This is a genomic window from Maribacter sp., from assembly GCF_039974175.1.
In the GTDB taxonomy this organism is placed as follows: domain Bacteria; phylum Bacteroidota; class Bacteroidia; order Flavobacteriales; family Flavobacteriaceae; genus Maribacter_C.
Genome location: NZ_JBDWJN010000001.1, coordinates 189,862 through 204,730 on the forward strand (window position 1 = coordinate 189,862; position 14,869 = coordinate 204,730).

General features: G+C 39.0%; 13 protein-coding genes. 5 read left to right on the plus strand and 8 right to left on the minus strand.

Going from position 1 to position 14,869, the window contains the following annotated elements:
- Positions 1-311: 311 nt before the first annotated feature.
- Positions 312-1,214 (plus strand): hypothetical protein, encoded by a 903-nt coding sequence (locus ABJN95_RS00860; RefSeq protein ID WP_348368088.1) that lies wholly within the window; start codon positions 312-314, stop codon positions 1,212-1,214.
- 126 nt (positions 1,215-1,340) lie between these two features.
- Here the strand turns inward: ABJN95_RS00860 and ABJN95_RS00865 are convergent, their stop codons facing one another.
- The 4 genes from ABJN95_RS00865 to ABJN95_RS00880 form a co-directional block, all read right to left on the minus strand.
- Positions 1,341-1,865 carry a hypothetical protein gene (locus tag ABJN95_RS00865; RefSeq protein WP_348368089.1) on the minus strand — a complete coding sequence of 175 codons (525 nt, stop codon included), beginning with the start codon at positions 1,863-1,865 and terminating at the stop codon, positions 1,341-1,343.
- Positions 1,866-1,984: 119 nt separating this feature from the next.
- Complete coding sequence (gene accD / locus ABJN95_RS00870; protein WP_348368090.1) at positions 1,985-2,851, minus strand: acetyl-CoA carboxylase, carboxyltransferase subunit beta; 867 nt, start codon at positions 2,849-2,851, stop codon at positions 1,985-1,987.
- 36 nt (positions 2,852-2,887) lie between these two features.
- Positions 2,888-3,955: a class II fructose-bisphosphate aldolase gene (gene fbaA, locus ABJN95_RS00875; RefSeq protein WP_348368091.1), complete on the minus strand. Its 1,068-nt coding sequence runs from the start codon at positions 3,953-3,955 to the stop codon at positions 2,888-2,890.
- A 258-nt stretch (positions 3,956-4,213) separates the two neighbouring features.
- Positions 4,214-6,799 carry a BamA/TamA family outer membrane protein gene (locus ABJN95_RS00880; protein ID WP_348368092.1) on the minus strand — a complete coding sequence of 862 codons (2,586 nt, stop codon included), beginning with the start codon at positions 6,797-6,799 and terminating at the stop codon, positions 4,214-4,216.
- A 36-nt stretch (positions 6,800-6,835) separates the two neighbouring features.
- Between ABJN95_RS00880 and ABJN95_RS00885 the strand changes: the two genes are divergently transcribed.
- Complete coding sequence (locus ABJN95_RS00885; RefSeq protein WP_348368093.1) at positions 6,836-7,558, plus strand: RNA methyltransferase; 723 nt, start codon at positions 6,836-6,838, stop codon at positions 7,556-7,558.
- Between the two features lie 85 nt (positions 7,559-7,643).
- On the opposite strand, the gene ABJN95_RS00890 is transcribed toward ABJN95_RS00885, so the two are convergent.
- A complete protein-coding gene (locus ABJN95_RS00890; RefSeq protein ID WP_348368094.1) occupies positions 7,644-8,339 on the minus strand; it encodes a porin family protein in 696 nt (231 codons plus the stop codon).
- Positions 8,340-8,402: 63 nt separating this feature from the next.
- Positions 8,403-9,134 carry a bifunctional demethylmenaquinone methyltransferase/2-methoxy-6-polyprenyl-1,4-benzoquinol methylase UbiE gene (ubiE, locus tag ABJN95_RS00895; RefSeq protein WP_348368095.1) on the minus strand — a complete coding sequence of 244 codons (732 nt, stop codon included), beginning with the start codon at positions 9,132-9,134 and terminating at the stop codon, positions 8,403-8,405.
- Positions 9,135-9,395: 261 nt separating this feature from the next.
- Between ubiE and trkA the strand changes: the two genes are divergently transcribed.
- Both trkA and ABJN95_RS00905 read left to right on the plus strand, forming a co-directional pair.
- A complete protein-coding gene (trkA, locus tag ABJN95_RS00900; RefSeq protein ID WP_348368096.1) occupies positions 9,396-10,745 on the plus strand; it encodes a Trk system potassium transporter TrkA in 1,350 nt (449 codons plus the stop codon).
- A 1-nt stretch (position 10,746) separates the two neighbouring features.
- A complete protein-coding gene (locus ABJN95_RS00905) occupies positions 10,747-12,237 on the plus strand; it encodes a potassium transporter TrkG (RefSeq protein WP_348368097.1) in 1,491 nt (496 codons plus the stop codon).
- Between the two features lie 100 nt (positions 12,238-12,337).
- Here the strand turns inward: ABJN95_RS00905 and ABJN95_RS00910 are convergent, their stop codons facing one another.
- Together ABJN95_RS00910 and ABJN95_RS00915 are read right to left on the minus strand one after the other, a co-directional pair.
- Positions 12,338-12,574 carry a DUF1059 domain-containing protein gene (locus ABJN95_RS00910; RefSeq protein WP_348368098.1) on the minus strand — a complete coding sequence of 79 codons (237 nt, stop codon included), beginning with the start codon at positions 12,572-12,574 and terminating at the stop codon, positions 12,338-12,340.
- Positions 12,575-12,609: 35 nt separating this feature from the next.
- Positions 12,610-13,239 (minus strand): GyrI-like domain-containing protein, encoded by a 630-nt coding sequence (locus ABJN95_RS00915; RefSeq protein ID WP_348368099.1) that lies wholly within the window; start codon positions 13,237-13,239, stop codon positions 12,610-12,612.
- Positions 13,240-13,345: 106 nt separating this feature from the next.
- On the opposite strand from ABJN95_RS00915, the gene ABJN95_RS00920 reads away from it, so the two are divergent.
- The gene (locus ABJN95_RS00920; RefSeq protein WP_348368100.1) at positions 13,346-14,860 is read left to right on the plus strand and encodes an aldehyde dehydrogenase family protein; all 1,515 of its coding nucleotides are present in this window, start codon (positions 13,346-13,348) and stop codon (positions 14,858-14,860) included.
- Positions 14,861-14,869: the final 9 nt, after the last annotated feature.

Consider the following 14,869-nt stretch of genomic DNA (forward strand, 5'->3'; position numbering starts at 1 on the left):
AATATTATTGTAAATGATTATTATGTATCTGACTGATTTTCAATCAGGCTGCAAAGATAAATATATTTTTGCTATTCTACCTAATTAACTTTCGGGTTCTTTTTTGTTTGTACAAATCTTCTGAAGTTACCATAAATGTTGAGCTCATCACACTTTTTAGTGCGAACCTGAAACAGTCTGGAAGTAGGGTATTCTTCACTTTGAATGTTTTAGGATAGAATTCACAATGATTGCAAAATTATTTTGCCCCCGATTAAACCTTTGTTTTTTATAAGGGTCATATATCAACAAACTTTAAAAAAATAATAGTTATGAAAAAGAATTTTGGAATGTTAAGTTGTGCAGGACTGTTATTGGCAACAAGCTTATTTATTGTTTCCTGTACCAAAAACGAATCGACAGATGTCGTAGACGATCTAACAAATAGTGAAGTGCTTAGTGCCACCGAACTTAATGCAAGTGACGAGGTGGAACTTATTTCTGAGGAAATAACTACATTAGCGGAAGATATTTATGCGGTTGACGAAATTTCATTTGCCTCTAAATCTATATTTACTTCCGATTACCTACCAGATTGCGTAACAATCACTACAGTCGTGACTGATACCAGCAAGGAAAAAACTATTGATTTTGGCGATGGATGTGAACTACGCAATGGCAATGTCTTAAGTGGGATCATCAATTTGACTTATTCTAAAGATATGGAAGCCGCTACCAAAATGTTGAGCTTATCTTTAGAGAACTTTACCTTTAATGAGGTAGCCGTAGAAGGTAGTGCTAACATCGTTCGTATGCGTGCCAATGATGATGGGAATCCACAATCAACTGCTGAGGCAGACTTTGACGCTGAATGGCCCGAAGGTGAAACCGTAGAATATACTGCAAATAGAACTAGAGAGTGGATAGAAGGATACGGATCTGGTTTTTGGGGAGACAATGTGTTCTTGATTTCAGGAATGGCGACCTACAAAGGCAAACTTGGAAATGTTTTTTCAAAGAACATCGTTACCCCATTGCGAAGGGAAATGGCCTGTAGGTTTATCGTAAGTGGAGTAGTCGAAATTTCAAGAAATGACGCGACAGCCAGTCTTGATTTCGGCGATGGCAATTGTGATGCTACCGGTATATTAACCTATCCTGATGGAACGACTGAGGAAGTCTTTTTAAGAAGATTCCATAAAAAATTCCCTCCAAAGTTCCCTTTTAAAGGTTAAGCAGCATATAAATACCTTCGTATACCTTTGAGATGCCTAAAATCTAAGTCATCTTAAGGGTATATTTGGTTTTAATTACTAAATAAATCTGCAATTTCTCCAATACTTATGGGCTTTCTGGTGTGCTTAAAAAGCACAATTAGCTGGTAATGGTGCCATCTCTTCAAGACCTTTGGCGAACTCTGTATCTAAGTTTTCGGAGGTAAAACCGTCAGTGATAGAACCTTTAAATACGCTACTTCCGTAGCTGGTGGTATTCATATGAGCTCTTATGTAAACTACGGTATCTTCTGAAATCACTACGGGTCCACCAGAGCGCGTGAAGGGTTGCTCATTGACATGGCTGTGTGCGAGAATCCTACGATATAAAAGATTTCCATCTAAATCGATGATCTCCCACCAGTTGGCATATTGATTACAACCTAAATCTGGACTAGAAATCGTGACGTTAAAAGTATATTGGTCATTACTTCCTGAAACGGAAACGTCGGTTACTTGCGCAACTCCCGCTGTGGTTTCTTGCATTTCTTCCTTTTCTGCCTCCTCATTGGGCTCAATGGTGTTGTCAGAAGAAGAACAACATGTCATCCATAGCACTAAAAGTATCAGAAAAGAAAATACGGTGAATTTCATTGTAAATCCTTTGGTCATCAATTTGATGTTAGCATTTTAGCTGCAAAACATTGATAACGATTGCTTTCTAAATAGTTAATCGCTATTTGCAACATTTCTTTACAAATAGCGATTACATTTTTTTAAAGAAAGCTAGGTCAACTAGCGGATCGAATCGGATTATTTTGGATCAAATCTATGTACAAGTTGATTTTCTTTTTCAAATCGCGACGGTGTGATATGAAATCTAAAAAGCCATGTTCTTTTAAAAACTCGGAAGATTGAAACCCTTCCGGAAGATCTTTACCAGTTGTATCCTTTACTATACGAGGCCCAGCAAAACCTATCAAGGCTCCTGGTTCCGCAATATTGATATCGCCTAACATGGCGTAGGACGCTGTTGTACCCCCTGTGGTTGGGTCAGTGCAAAGTGAAATATACGGTAGACCTGCTTCTGCCAATTGCGCAAGTTTGGCTGATGTTTTCGCCAATTGCATTAAAGATAATGCAGCTTCCATCATTCTTGCTCCTCCTGATTTTGAAATCATTATAAACGGAACCTTCTTTTTGATGGCATGATCAATACCCCGTGCAATTTTTTCTCCAACTACACTTCCCATTGAACCTCCAATGAAATTAAAATCCATACAACAGATAACAATATCTTTACCAATTGATTTACCAAACCCTGTTCTTACGGCATCTTTGAGTCCGGTTTTCTTTTGGGCCGCTTTCAAACGGTCATTGTATTTCTTAGTGTCTTCGAATTTTAGCGGATCTTTTGACGATAGTGCTGCATCAAGTTCCTTGAATTTGTTGTCGTCAAAAAGAATTTCGAAATATTCTTTACTGCCGATACGCACATGATAATCATCTTCAGGACTCACATAAAAATTCTTCGCTAAATCTTCAGATTCTACGATTTTACCCGTTGGAGACTTATACCAAAGACCTTTAGGAGTGTCTTTCTTTTCTTCCGTGGCTGTTTGTATTCCTTTCTCTTTTCGCTTAAACCATGCTGACATACCTGCTCAATTTAGATTTGGAAATTTACAAAAAAATTAAAGCGTATCGACATTATTCAAATCTTCAAAGGCTTTTTTCAAACGCGCTACGAACGACTTTTCACCTTCACGTAACCAAACTCGTGGATCGTATTTTTTCTTATTGGGCTCATCGGCACCTTCAGGGTTTCCAATTTGTGATTGTAAATAATCTTTGTTGTCTTGAACGTAGTCTCTAACACCTGCTAAGAAGGCATACTGTAAATCGGTGTCAATGTTCATTTTGATTACCCCGTAGCTAATACCTTCACGAATTTCTTCAACTGTAGAACCAGAACCACCATGGAAAACAAAATCAATATGGTTATGCTCTACACCGTATTTTTCTGATACGTACTCCTGAGAATTTTTCAATATTTTCGGAGTCAATTTTACGTTTCCGGGCTTGTAAACCCCATGAACGTTGCCGAAAGCAGCAGCAACTGTGAATCTCGGACTTACTTTTGAAAGTTCCTCATAGGCATAAGCCACTTCCTCGGGTTGCGTATATAGTTTTGAATCGTCTACATCAGAATTATCAACTCCGTCTTCTTCGCCACCAGTGATACCCAATTCGATTTCAAGAGTCATGTCCATTTTAGCCATACGCTCCAAGTATGCTTTACATATTTCGATGTTCTCTTCAATAGGTTCTTCTGACAGATCGATCATGTGAGAACTGAACAAAGACTTCCCAGTTTCTGCGAAGTGTTTTTCACTAGCATCTAACAATCCGTCGATCCAAGGAAGTAGTTTTTTAGCGCAATGATCGGTATGTAGAATTACAGTTGCCCCATAAGCTTCCGCTAATTGATGTACATGTTTTGCGCCTGCTACAGCACCTTGAATCGCAGCATTTTGATTTTCATTAGATAAACCTTTACCCGCGTTGAATTGTGCCCCGCCATTTGAGAATTGAATAATAACTGGCGCATTCAAAGCGGCCGCAGTTTCCAATACTCCGTTAATGGTATTCGAACCAATTACATTTACCGCAGGTAGGGCAAAGCCTTTTTCTTTAGCATAGTTGAAAATTTCTTGAACTTCATCACCTGTGGCAACTCCTGGTTTTATATTGTGAGCCATACTTATTGTCTTGGTTAATTTTAAAATAACGGGGCAAAAGTACTAAAAATACATGTGCAAGTTCAAGACCATGTTCAAAAAGAAGGAGAAAATTACGAGTTTGTTAGATATACTATTTCGTTTTGGTTTTTATGAAAAATTTGATGGCGTAATTGTTGAATCTATAAAGCTGTTTGTTCAAAATATATCAATTTGAAAAATTCTCTATGACTATCTCAAAGCCAAGATTTGAACTTATTTGGTTTTTGTAGTAGCACTTTAGAATGGATAGTTGATACCAACCTGCAAGACGGAATTATCAAGATTGAAATCTTGAAACCATCTTTTCGATAGTTCCTCAGCGGGATTATAGGTTTTAAAACCTAAATCGGCCCGAAGCACAAAATAGGTGAAGTCATACCGGATACCAAAACCGGAGCCTAGAGCAATATCTTTAAGAGATGCTATGCCATTGAAGGTTGCCTCAGGGTCGTCAACATTGTCAAATACATTCCAAATGTTACCTGCATCCGCAAAAAGCGCACCCTTAAAATTTCCAGCAATAGGAAAACGATATTCCAAGTTTAAGGCTAGCTTCAGGTTGGCTTCATTAAAATCGTTCACTGCATCTGTTCTTCCGGGTCCTAATGAATAGGGTCGCCATGCGCGGTTATCGTTCGCGCCTCCTGCAAAATAACTTCGTACAAAAGGAATGTTATCCGAATTTCCATACGGAACCGCTATGCCTAAAAAACTTCGAAATGCCAGAACGTTTGAGCGTGAAAGATCCCAATATTTGACATAGTCAAATTCTGTTTTTATATACTGAGAATAAGGAACATCGAAAACAAGAAGATCATTGTTTTCAGGGTTTTCATCAAACGGAATGATATAAGAGAGTGCTGACAAAAGATTGCCTGCACTTTCAAACTTAACGCGAAACTGAGAAAAGCTGTTGTCGGTTACCCCTTTTCTGTTGGTAGTATTGAAGGTGTAATTGCTTGCAAATATCAGGTTGTTTTCCGTTAATCTTTCTCTAAGTTCTTCAATGCTTCGAATATCTTCAAGATTGTCTTGGTCTGCAGGAATTGCGCCGTTAAGAATTGAATCTGTAAATACCGTGGTGCCAGTTGGAATGATGAGATTGCCCTCATTGTCGAAAGAATCGTTTAAAAGTGGATTGTTTCTAAAATCCTCATTCGGGTCGTTAGCAATATTATTCAAACGCGTATAGGTATTTCGATAAACATCAAAAAACCGATCTGAATTTAGGTTGCGTACAAATTGAACATTCAATAGTTCAAGGTTATTTTTTTTGAATTCGTTTGGAGTCCAATTATATCCAAGTATAGTGTTGAAAGTCTGCTTGTCTAAACCAATGTTTTTTTGAAAACTCGTACCAATCGATAAATTCGTTTTCGGCAGCATATAATTGGGAATTATTCTATCTGTATTGATAAACGGCAGCCACATTCTTGGAATACTTAAATTGGCATCAGCGCCAATTTCTGAAAATGTATCTTCTGTAGACGTCTCTGAACTCAATAATCCAAAGGAACCATTGGCTGAGATGCTTAAGTTTTCTGCTCCTTTAAATACATTTCGAATTAATAGCGAGGCACCCAAACCTATACCTACTTTTCGAATGTTCGAACGGGTAAGTTCGAAGTTAGGGGCAAAGGTATACTTTGGTTTGGTAGCCAAATAGATATTTGCGGTCAAGTGGGTTTGTGTGCTATCCTCCACAAAGTTTAATGCAGGGTATTTAAAAACGTTCAAACTCGTGAGCTGTCGCAATGTTCGAATGCGATCCAAATCACGATATAAACTGTCTTTTTCAAAGAAAATAGCATTCGTTAGTGTTTTCGGCTTGAAGCGTAGTTTGCCTCTATAAAAGACGGTATAATCACCAAACCGTTCAAATTGTAGATTGCCGTCGCCATCGTCGGAAAGATAATCGGTATATACGTTGATCCTATTGAATTTAAAAACTTTATATTCAGAAGTGGTTACCGAATTTTCGTCTCTTTTTTTAAGATTATCGATATTAAGTTCAATATCCATCAGACGATCATCGCCTGCTTTGGTAGTATCGCTAATCACATCATATTTGATCGAACTTTCCTGAAAATTCCAGACACCGTTATTTCTGAAAACCGAGGTTAACCGCTCGCGTTCATTATTGAAATTTTCAAGATCAAATTGTTGGCCTGCTTTTACATAGGAATCTTCTTTTACCAAATTGTAGATTGAATCAATAGCGCTTGACGCAATTTTATACGAAACAGAGTCTAGCATATATGGGTCACCTAAGTCAATATTATAATGAACTGCAACCCGTTGTTTACGTTTTAAAAAATCAATATCGTAGTTCGTAGTATTGTTAAAATAGCCTTTGGTACTGTAATACGCCCTAAGGCGTTCTAAGGTTCGTCTGGTTTGGGTGGTATCTAAAATTGCTGGTGCTTCACCTATTCTTTTTAACCATTCACTTAACCCTTTCACCATAAATGACTCACCCAAGCGATTGACTTGTTTTTCAGATAAGAAATTGGTTAATCGTTGTTTTCTTTTTGGCTTTTTTAAGAGCCAGTTTTGGTAAGAGGAATCAGGATTGGGTTTTGCTAAATTATAGAGGTTTAGTCGTAAAGGATAACCGAGAAGGTTACTATTCGGCTCTTGTATGATTAAACCTTCAATATCCTCGTCAGTAACCTTTACACTATCGGCCCAAATCGTATTGCGCTTTATCAAAAGCTCATCATCATCAACTCTTTTTAAAGAGTTACAAGACGTAATTGCAAGGGCTATGAATAATAAGCTTATTTTAGCGGAGCTTTTTTTAATGGGCAACGGGGTCCTCATAGAAATCAAAAATACATTAAAAAACACATTAATGGAATGCTTGTTAAGAGCCAAATAAAACTTATACGAAGCTTACAGCAAAAAAAGTACCGAAATCAACACGGCTTGTTTTTTGTCGAAGGTAAAAAGACAGTACAAGAGCTCTTGGATTCTGATTTTAAGGCTCATTCCATTTATTGCACAGCAGCAAATCTTTTTGCTGTTTCCGATGATATTCTAACCGAAATTTCGAAGGCAGAGCTCGATCAAATTAGCAGCCTGAAGAATCCGAACGGGGTATTGGGTGTCTTTTATATTCCCAAAGCTAAGGAGGTAGATTTCACCGATTGGATCGTGGCATTGGATGCGGTGCGCGATCCTGGAAACCTTGGTACTATAATACGTCTTTGCGATTGGTTTGGGATTAGAAATTTGGTATGTTCTCAGATGACAGTTGATTGTTTCAACCCAAAGGTTTTACAAGCCACAATGGGTTCAATTGCGAGGGTTAATATTACCTATGTTAAGTTGGTTGATTTTTTAAAAGTATCGGATATGAAAGTTTATGGAGCGTTTATGAACGGAGCGTCTGTATACGAACTTGAACTTCCACAAAAAGGAATTATAATTCTAGGAAATGAAGCCAACGGTATCTCAACAGAAGTCGAGGCATCAGTTACTCAAAAAGTTGCTATTCCACCATACGGTGGCAAAACCTCGGAAAGTCTAAATGTAGCGACTGCAACAGCGATTTTGTTGCATGAAATAAGAAGGGGGTAAAAGTAAGGGCTTGGAGGTGCGAGATACGAGAAACCTTAGTAAAGGATTCGAACTTTAAATTTGTACTGGTATTGGAATTATGCTACTACTCAAATGTAAAATTGATGAATAAACCTCTTGTTCGCATGGCATCAATATTGCCTGTCCATGGACTATTGGGGTCAACGTCAGGCACAAGTTCGTCGGTAATGGCAAAAACGCCACGAATAGAAGGGGTAAATTTAAAGTATTCGAGATAAAAATCGATTCCGAAGCCCAATTCATAATTATAAACCCATTTGGTCATTCGGAAAGTGCCCGATGAATTGTCATCCAAACTCGTTTCATTGCTTCCTAGATTGAGCGATGCCGAACCTCCGCCAATAATAAAAGGCTTAAAATTTCCAAGACGCCTCGTGCTTACTTTTAAAAGCAAAGGAAAATTGATATATGTTGATTTTACCTCCCGAAGCGCATCCCTTTCCTCATCAAAACCTGGGAAACCTAAAGTTCTAAGGTTATAGGCGAGTCCGGGTTCAAAACGTAGGTCTAAAAATTCATTAATACGCATCTCACCGATCAGGCCCACTGTAAAACCAAAAGATTTATCTACGAGAACATCAGGAGTATTGTTTTTGTAATCAAATTTAAAATCATACTGATTAAATCCGAGGTAATACCCATAATTTAAGAACTTCTTGTCTTTGTTCTCAATATTGAGGACGGGCTTTTCATTAAATTGTGCCATCAGGGGTAGGGTAAGCAGAAACATCCCCAGAAAAAGAAAAAACAATCGCTTCATTTAGTTGAATTAATAGAGGCTAAACGCATACGCAAACCAAACCCAATATTAGAATTATTCGTTTTAGGCCTTAGTAGCTACATAAATAGATGCAACCCCGAAGGTCTGCGGTTTATTCTCTACCTCTATAAACCCGATTTTGCGCAAAATATTGTTGAAGTTTTCACCATGTGGAAAAACCGCTGCAGATTCTGATAAATAGGTGTAAGCGGCTCGATCTTTCGAAAATAGACGACCCACTAGTGGTAACACATATTTGCAATGAAAGTTATACCCTTGTTTGAATGGTGTCTTGGTAGGTACGGCAGTTTCAAGCACAACAAAGGTTCCTTTGGGTTTGAGAACGCGGTGAATTTCAGTCAACCCCTTCTCCAAAGTTTCAAAATTTCGAACCCCAAAAGCTACCGTTACAGCATCAAAAGTATGTGCTTCAAAAGGAAGATTTTCACTATCTCCAACTACCATTTCAATGGTATTATACAATTCTTTTTCATCGACTTTCTTTTTTCCTACTTCAAGCATCCCAGGGGAAATATCCAAACCTACAATACGATCGGCTCCGGTTTCGACCATATGTATCGCCAAATCTCCCGTACCTGTTGCAATATCAAGAATAGATGCTGGTTTTTTCCGCTTTAATATGGCAACTACACGCTTTCGCCATTTGATATCAATTCCGAAGGAAATAACGCGATTTAATCCATCGTAGTTTTTTGAAATCGTGTCGAACATTTGAGTTACCTGTTCCTTCTTTCCAAGATTGGAATCTTTATAGGGGGTGACTTTCTTGGCCATCTATAGCAGATTTTCGGCAAAGATACAATATAAGCCTGCATATATGCTGGTCTTGAAATACAATAAAGTGCTTTAGCCTTAGTTTAATACTTGTGTAAATTCGGTGGTGAGGTGATAAAAATTGTGTAATTTTGCCCCGCAAATCGTTGCAAACCCTTCTTGAAATGAGCTGTAAAAAAGCCAAAGTGTGTCAAATGGCACTTCTTTCTAAGTTGAGGTGGTTACTAAAAACTACTTTCAAACAACAATAGTAATAATTCGATGAAAATTATAATTGCGGGCGCAGGTGAGGTGGGCTTTCATTTGGCAAAACTGCTTTCTTATGAATCACAAGATATTACTCTGATCGATTCGAATAAGGCAAGTTTAACCTATGCCGATAACCATTTAGATATTCGTGTTTTACGTGGTGACGCCACTTCAATAGGCGTATTGAAAGATGCTAAGGTAGAAAACTCAGATCTCGTAATCGGAGTTACATCTTCAGAAACTACCAATATAACCCTCTGTATGTTGGCGAAACAACTGGGATGCAAACAAACCATTGCTCGTATTTCCAATACTGAGTTTGTTGATTGCAAGGAAACGATTCGCTTTGAAGAACTTGGAATCGACGAATTAATTTCACCTGAAGAACTCGCAGCCACAGAAATTCAATTGCTACTAAATAAATCGGCCTTTAACGATACTTATGAGTTTGAAGATGGAGAGCTGATTATGGTTGGCGTATCCTTGCCAAAAACCGCACCTTTTGTTGGAAAAATGGTAAAGGAGGCCGCGACAATATTTCCTGAGCTACATTTTATGCCTATCGCCTTGAAACGGGCAGGTACGCAGTATACTGTTATTCCTAGAGGTGATACCGTTTTTAAGGAAGGTGATCAAGTGTACTTCATTACCGTGCGTGAAGGTGTTGATGAGCTGTACAAACTCACAGGAAAGAAAAAGGAAGACATTCGCAATGTTATGATTTTGGGAGGCAGTAAAGTCGGTTTCAAAGCTGCACGAGATCTTTGTGCCAAAAAGTTCAATGTAAAACTCATTGAGAAAGATAAAGAGAAAGCATTCGACTTGGCTGATGATCTTCCCACGGCTTTGGTGATCAATGGAGATGGGCGAAATGTAGAACTACTTGAGGAAGAAAGCCTCGAGTCGATGGATGCTTTTATAGCCGTGACCGGAAATTCAGAAACCAATATTATGTCGTGTTTGGTAGCAAAATCGAAACATATCAAAAAGACAATAGCTTTGGTTGAAAATATGGATTATTTTCAGCTTTCACACTCTATAGGTATTGATACCTTGATCAATAAAAAACTACTGGCAGCTAACAATATTTTTAGGCATATTCGAAAAGGAGAAGTAGTCGCATCGATGCGTTTAAACAACTTAAATGCCGAGATTTTGGAGTTTGTCGTAAAGCCAGGGTCAAAGGTCACAGGCAATAGCATACGAAATCTCGATTTTCCAAAAGAAGCGACTATTGGGGGTGTTGTTCGTGATGGCCAAGGTGTTATAGCACTTGGGGGGTTTGAAATACAAGCCGGTGACCGTGTCGTGGTTTGTTGTTTGCCTGAGGCAATTGGCAAAATAGAAAGATTGTTCTTGTAACATGCAACTAAATTCTAGGATCATACTTCACATTATGGGCTTGTTATTGCTGGTCAATGGCGGGTTTATGCTTGTCGCAGCTTTAGTGAGTTTGCTTTACGAAGATGGGGTAACCCTAGATATCACATTGGCCGCGATAAGTACAATGTTTTCAGGCATGCTGTTAATGTTCGCAACGCGCAAGCACAAACGGGAAGTACAACGTAAGGAAGGATATATCATTGTTACTTTTGGTTGGATTGTTATGTCGCTTTCAGGGATGTTACCCTACCTTTTTTCTGGTGCGATACCAGGAGTCACCAATGCATTTTTTGAAACCATTTCGGGCTACACCACAACCGGAGCCTCTATCGTCGATGACATAGAAGCCCTACCGGAAGGAATCTTGCTCTGGCGTAGTCTAACGCATTGGATTGGCGGTATGGGAATTATCGTTTTGGCCATTGCCATCTTGCCGTTATTAGGAATTGGAGGAATGCAACTATTCGCTGCGGAAGCACCAGGCCCAAGCGCAGACAAATTACACCCAAGAATTACGGATACCGCGAAGCGGTTATGGCTGATTTATGTGGGGTATACTGCTGCTGAAACGCTTTTGTTGAGCATTGCTGGAATGTCGGTTTTTGATGCGGTCAATCACGCCTTGGCAACCCTATCGACAGGAGGGTTTTCAACAAAAAACGCAAGCTTGGCCTATTGGAACGATATTCCAGCAATTCAGTACATCGTAATGGTATTTATGTTTTTGGCGGGAAGCAATTTCGTTTTAAGCTATTTTGTCTTCAAAGGAAAGGTACAACGCGTACTGCGAGATGAGGAGTTTAAATTCTACACAGGATTCATTATACTGTTTACCATAGTTGCCGCAGTGGTTATTTACCTTCAAGCAAATGTACCCGTTTCTGATTTCCACCCAATGGTGATGGGTAAAGAGGAAAGCTCAATTCGTCATGCACTTTTTCAGGTGATCGCCATAGTGACTACTACCGGCTTTGTAACTGCTGACTTCACTAGTTGGACGCCTTTCTTGACTATCCTTTTCTTTGGTTTGTTTTTCTTAGGAGGTTCTGCTGGGTCGACTGCAGGGGGTATTAAAGTTATGCGTCACCTACTCATCATCAAAAACGGAATATTGGAATTCAAACGCACACTGCATCCTAGTGCTATTATACCCGTAAGGTATAATGATAAAACCGTCAAGGAACACATTGTTTACAACATCATTGCGTTTTTTGTTCTATATATGCTACTCTTTATTATTGGTGCCCTTGTACTAGGTATTTTAGGTTTGGATTTTGAATCTGCTATTGGTGGAGCGGCATCATCATTGGGAAATGTGGGCCCCGCTTTGGGTAGCCTTAATCCGGTAAGTAATTTTAATAGCTTACCCGATGCTGGTAAATGGTGGTGTGGATTCTTGATGTTAGCTGGTAGGCTAGAACTCTTTACCGTATTGATTTTACTTACTCCCTACTTCTGGAGGCGTACGTAGTTGACGCATCTTTTGAAGAATGGTAGTTGTTAGGTTAGGTCATATGATTCCGATTCTTGAGGTGGTTAGCATTTGGAATTGGTTTTGAGAATTCAATTTGCTAGTCATCTGGTAAGGCTTCAAATTCTCTTCTCCGCGCGCTAAACCATGCTTGCATGGCCTCAGGCGATTTCATTAAAGTTTGCATGTCATTCATCGCCTCGAGATGGGCAGCGTCGCCTTTTTGGAACATTTCCATACCGTGTTTTTTGCTTAATTCAGCCATCTCTTCGAAGGTTTCTGCTTGAAATTTGATATCGCATGCCCCCCCGAGCTGATTGCAGGTCATCGTCTTCATTACTTTGTTTTTAGGTTCAATTGCTTGGTTTAAAGTTACTTAGAATTTACTTGAAATCTAAGAACTGTCTTCAATTTTTCTGGTGATACCTTCCTAAAGTCGGATAGATAAATCTCACGATGCTCTTTAGAAAGTCGATTAAGTTCATTTTTTTTCGCAAACTCTTCCATAACTATAAAGGTTTCCTGTTCTTTTTCAAACGGGCCAACATGCATCATCTGAACACATTTTCCTTCAGCAATTTTTTGAAACTTAACCTGCTCTAATAACGGATGTGGTTTTTTCTTTTTTGTAAGTTCGAGCATGTCTTGAACAAATGCGTTTGAGACAAATTCAGGTTGCCGAATCATAAGCTTAAAGACCAAATCATCTTTGTTAAGGGTGCCGTCATAGGTTTTTATAGCTTCCTCATTAATACCCCAAATACCCTCTAGAGGATATACAGTATAATCCATATAATTTTTTGGTGGAGAGCTTCTTTTTAAAGTCATTTTTATGGCATACGAAACCGCATAGAGCGTACTTATATAGGCTGGAAATGCTTTGTTGTTGGGGTTCCCTTCTCCAGAAATAGTGAGAAACTGAAATTCAGGAATAACGAGGACTTCCGGCTTCAATTTCGGAAGATAGAGCTGCTTTTCACTTTTTCGCCATTCGTGCTTCATTTAAAAATTATGTTTGATGATGTTATTAAAGTTAAGGATTAAAACTGTAATCAAACCCAGATAGATTTAAGCTTAGATTTCATATTGTTTTGTACATTGTTAACCTATGGAAACAATTTTAGAAACTTCAAACACAGACCAAATTGTTATTGCAGAATTGGGGCGCATTTTTCGTATTCAGAAAGAAGCTTTTTTAAAAGATCCTTACCCCTCAGCCAAGCTTAGAATAGAACGAATGCAAAAGGTTCCTAAGATGCTACGTAAATACCGTTCTCAGATATTAGCGGCATTGGATAAGGATTTTGGAGGACATTCAGAACAAGCAGGAGACTTGCTCGAAATCTTGGGGATGTTCGAGAGAACGGAATACAATTGCAAGAATGTAAAAAAGTGGATGAAGCCCATTCCAAAAGCGGGTAACTTTGTCACTTTGGGCAATGCTCAGGTATATCTAAAATCGCATCCCAAGGGGGTGATTGGTAATATGGTTTCTTGGAACTTTCCTTTTGATATTGCAATCGGTCCTATGCTCGACGCTTTAGCCGCAGGAAACAGGGTGATACTAAAACCTTCAGATTTAGCTCCGGCTTGCGGGGCTGTTTTAAAAAAAATGATAAGCGAAACTTTTCCTGAGGATTTGGTATTTGTAGTAACTGGTGGTCTAGATTTGGCAAAGCATTTTGCAACCTTATCTTGGGATCATTTGATCTACACTGGCAGCGGTTCGGTTGGTAAGCTCATTATGAAAGCCGCCGCAGCGAACTTAGTGCCAGTTACCCTAGAGCTAGGTGGAAAAAGCCCTGTTATTGTTGGAGACGACGCTATTACCGATGCAACCATTGCGAGTATAGCAGGAATTAAGTCGGTGAAACGAGGGCAAATGTGCGTTACCGGTGATTATTGTTTCGTACCCAATGCGCATTTAGATGATTTTGTACGGAAAATAACAAGACATTTCAAAACTCATTTTTCTGGAGATACCAATGGAGGTGCGCACGCCTGTGGCATTATTTCCGAACGTCATTTGAAGCGGTTGCACAACTTGGTCGATGAAGCTGCAACTTCAGGAGCGCAGGTAATTAATTCAGGCACCAATATGAAGCAGAGTGGAAGGCATATGCCTTTTCATATCGTAGTCAACCCAGCGGAGGATATCGCTTTAATGAAAGAGGAGATTTTCGGTCCTATTCTTCCCGTTTTATCTTATGATTCCATTGACGACGTAATTGAGTACATCAATAAGGGAGACAAACCCTTAGGTCTCTATATCTATACTAAAAATAAGACCTTGATTAATACGATTACTGAAAACACTCATAGTGGAGGCGTTGCGGTAAATGTGATTGCATTACAGGCTGGAGTTCCTTCATTGCCATTCGGTGGTGTTGGCGCAAGCGGAATGGGCGTTCACCATGGTGAAGAAGGCTTTCGAGAGTTTTCGAATCAACGCGGATACTTTATTAAAAAAGAAGGAGGCACTTATGATATGATGATGCCTCCGTACGGAAAACGTACAGATTATCTTATCAATAAGGTGGCTTATGCGCCCATTACAAAGCAAGCTTTGTTTGCTCTAAAAAAGCTACCAAAAGACTTATGGGCCATATTTTTTAAGAAATAAGAATAGTAT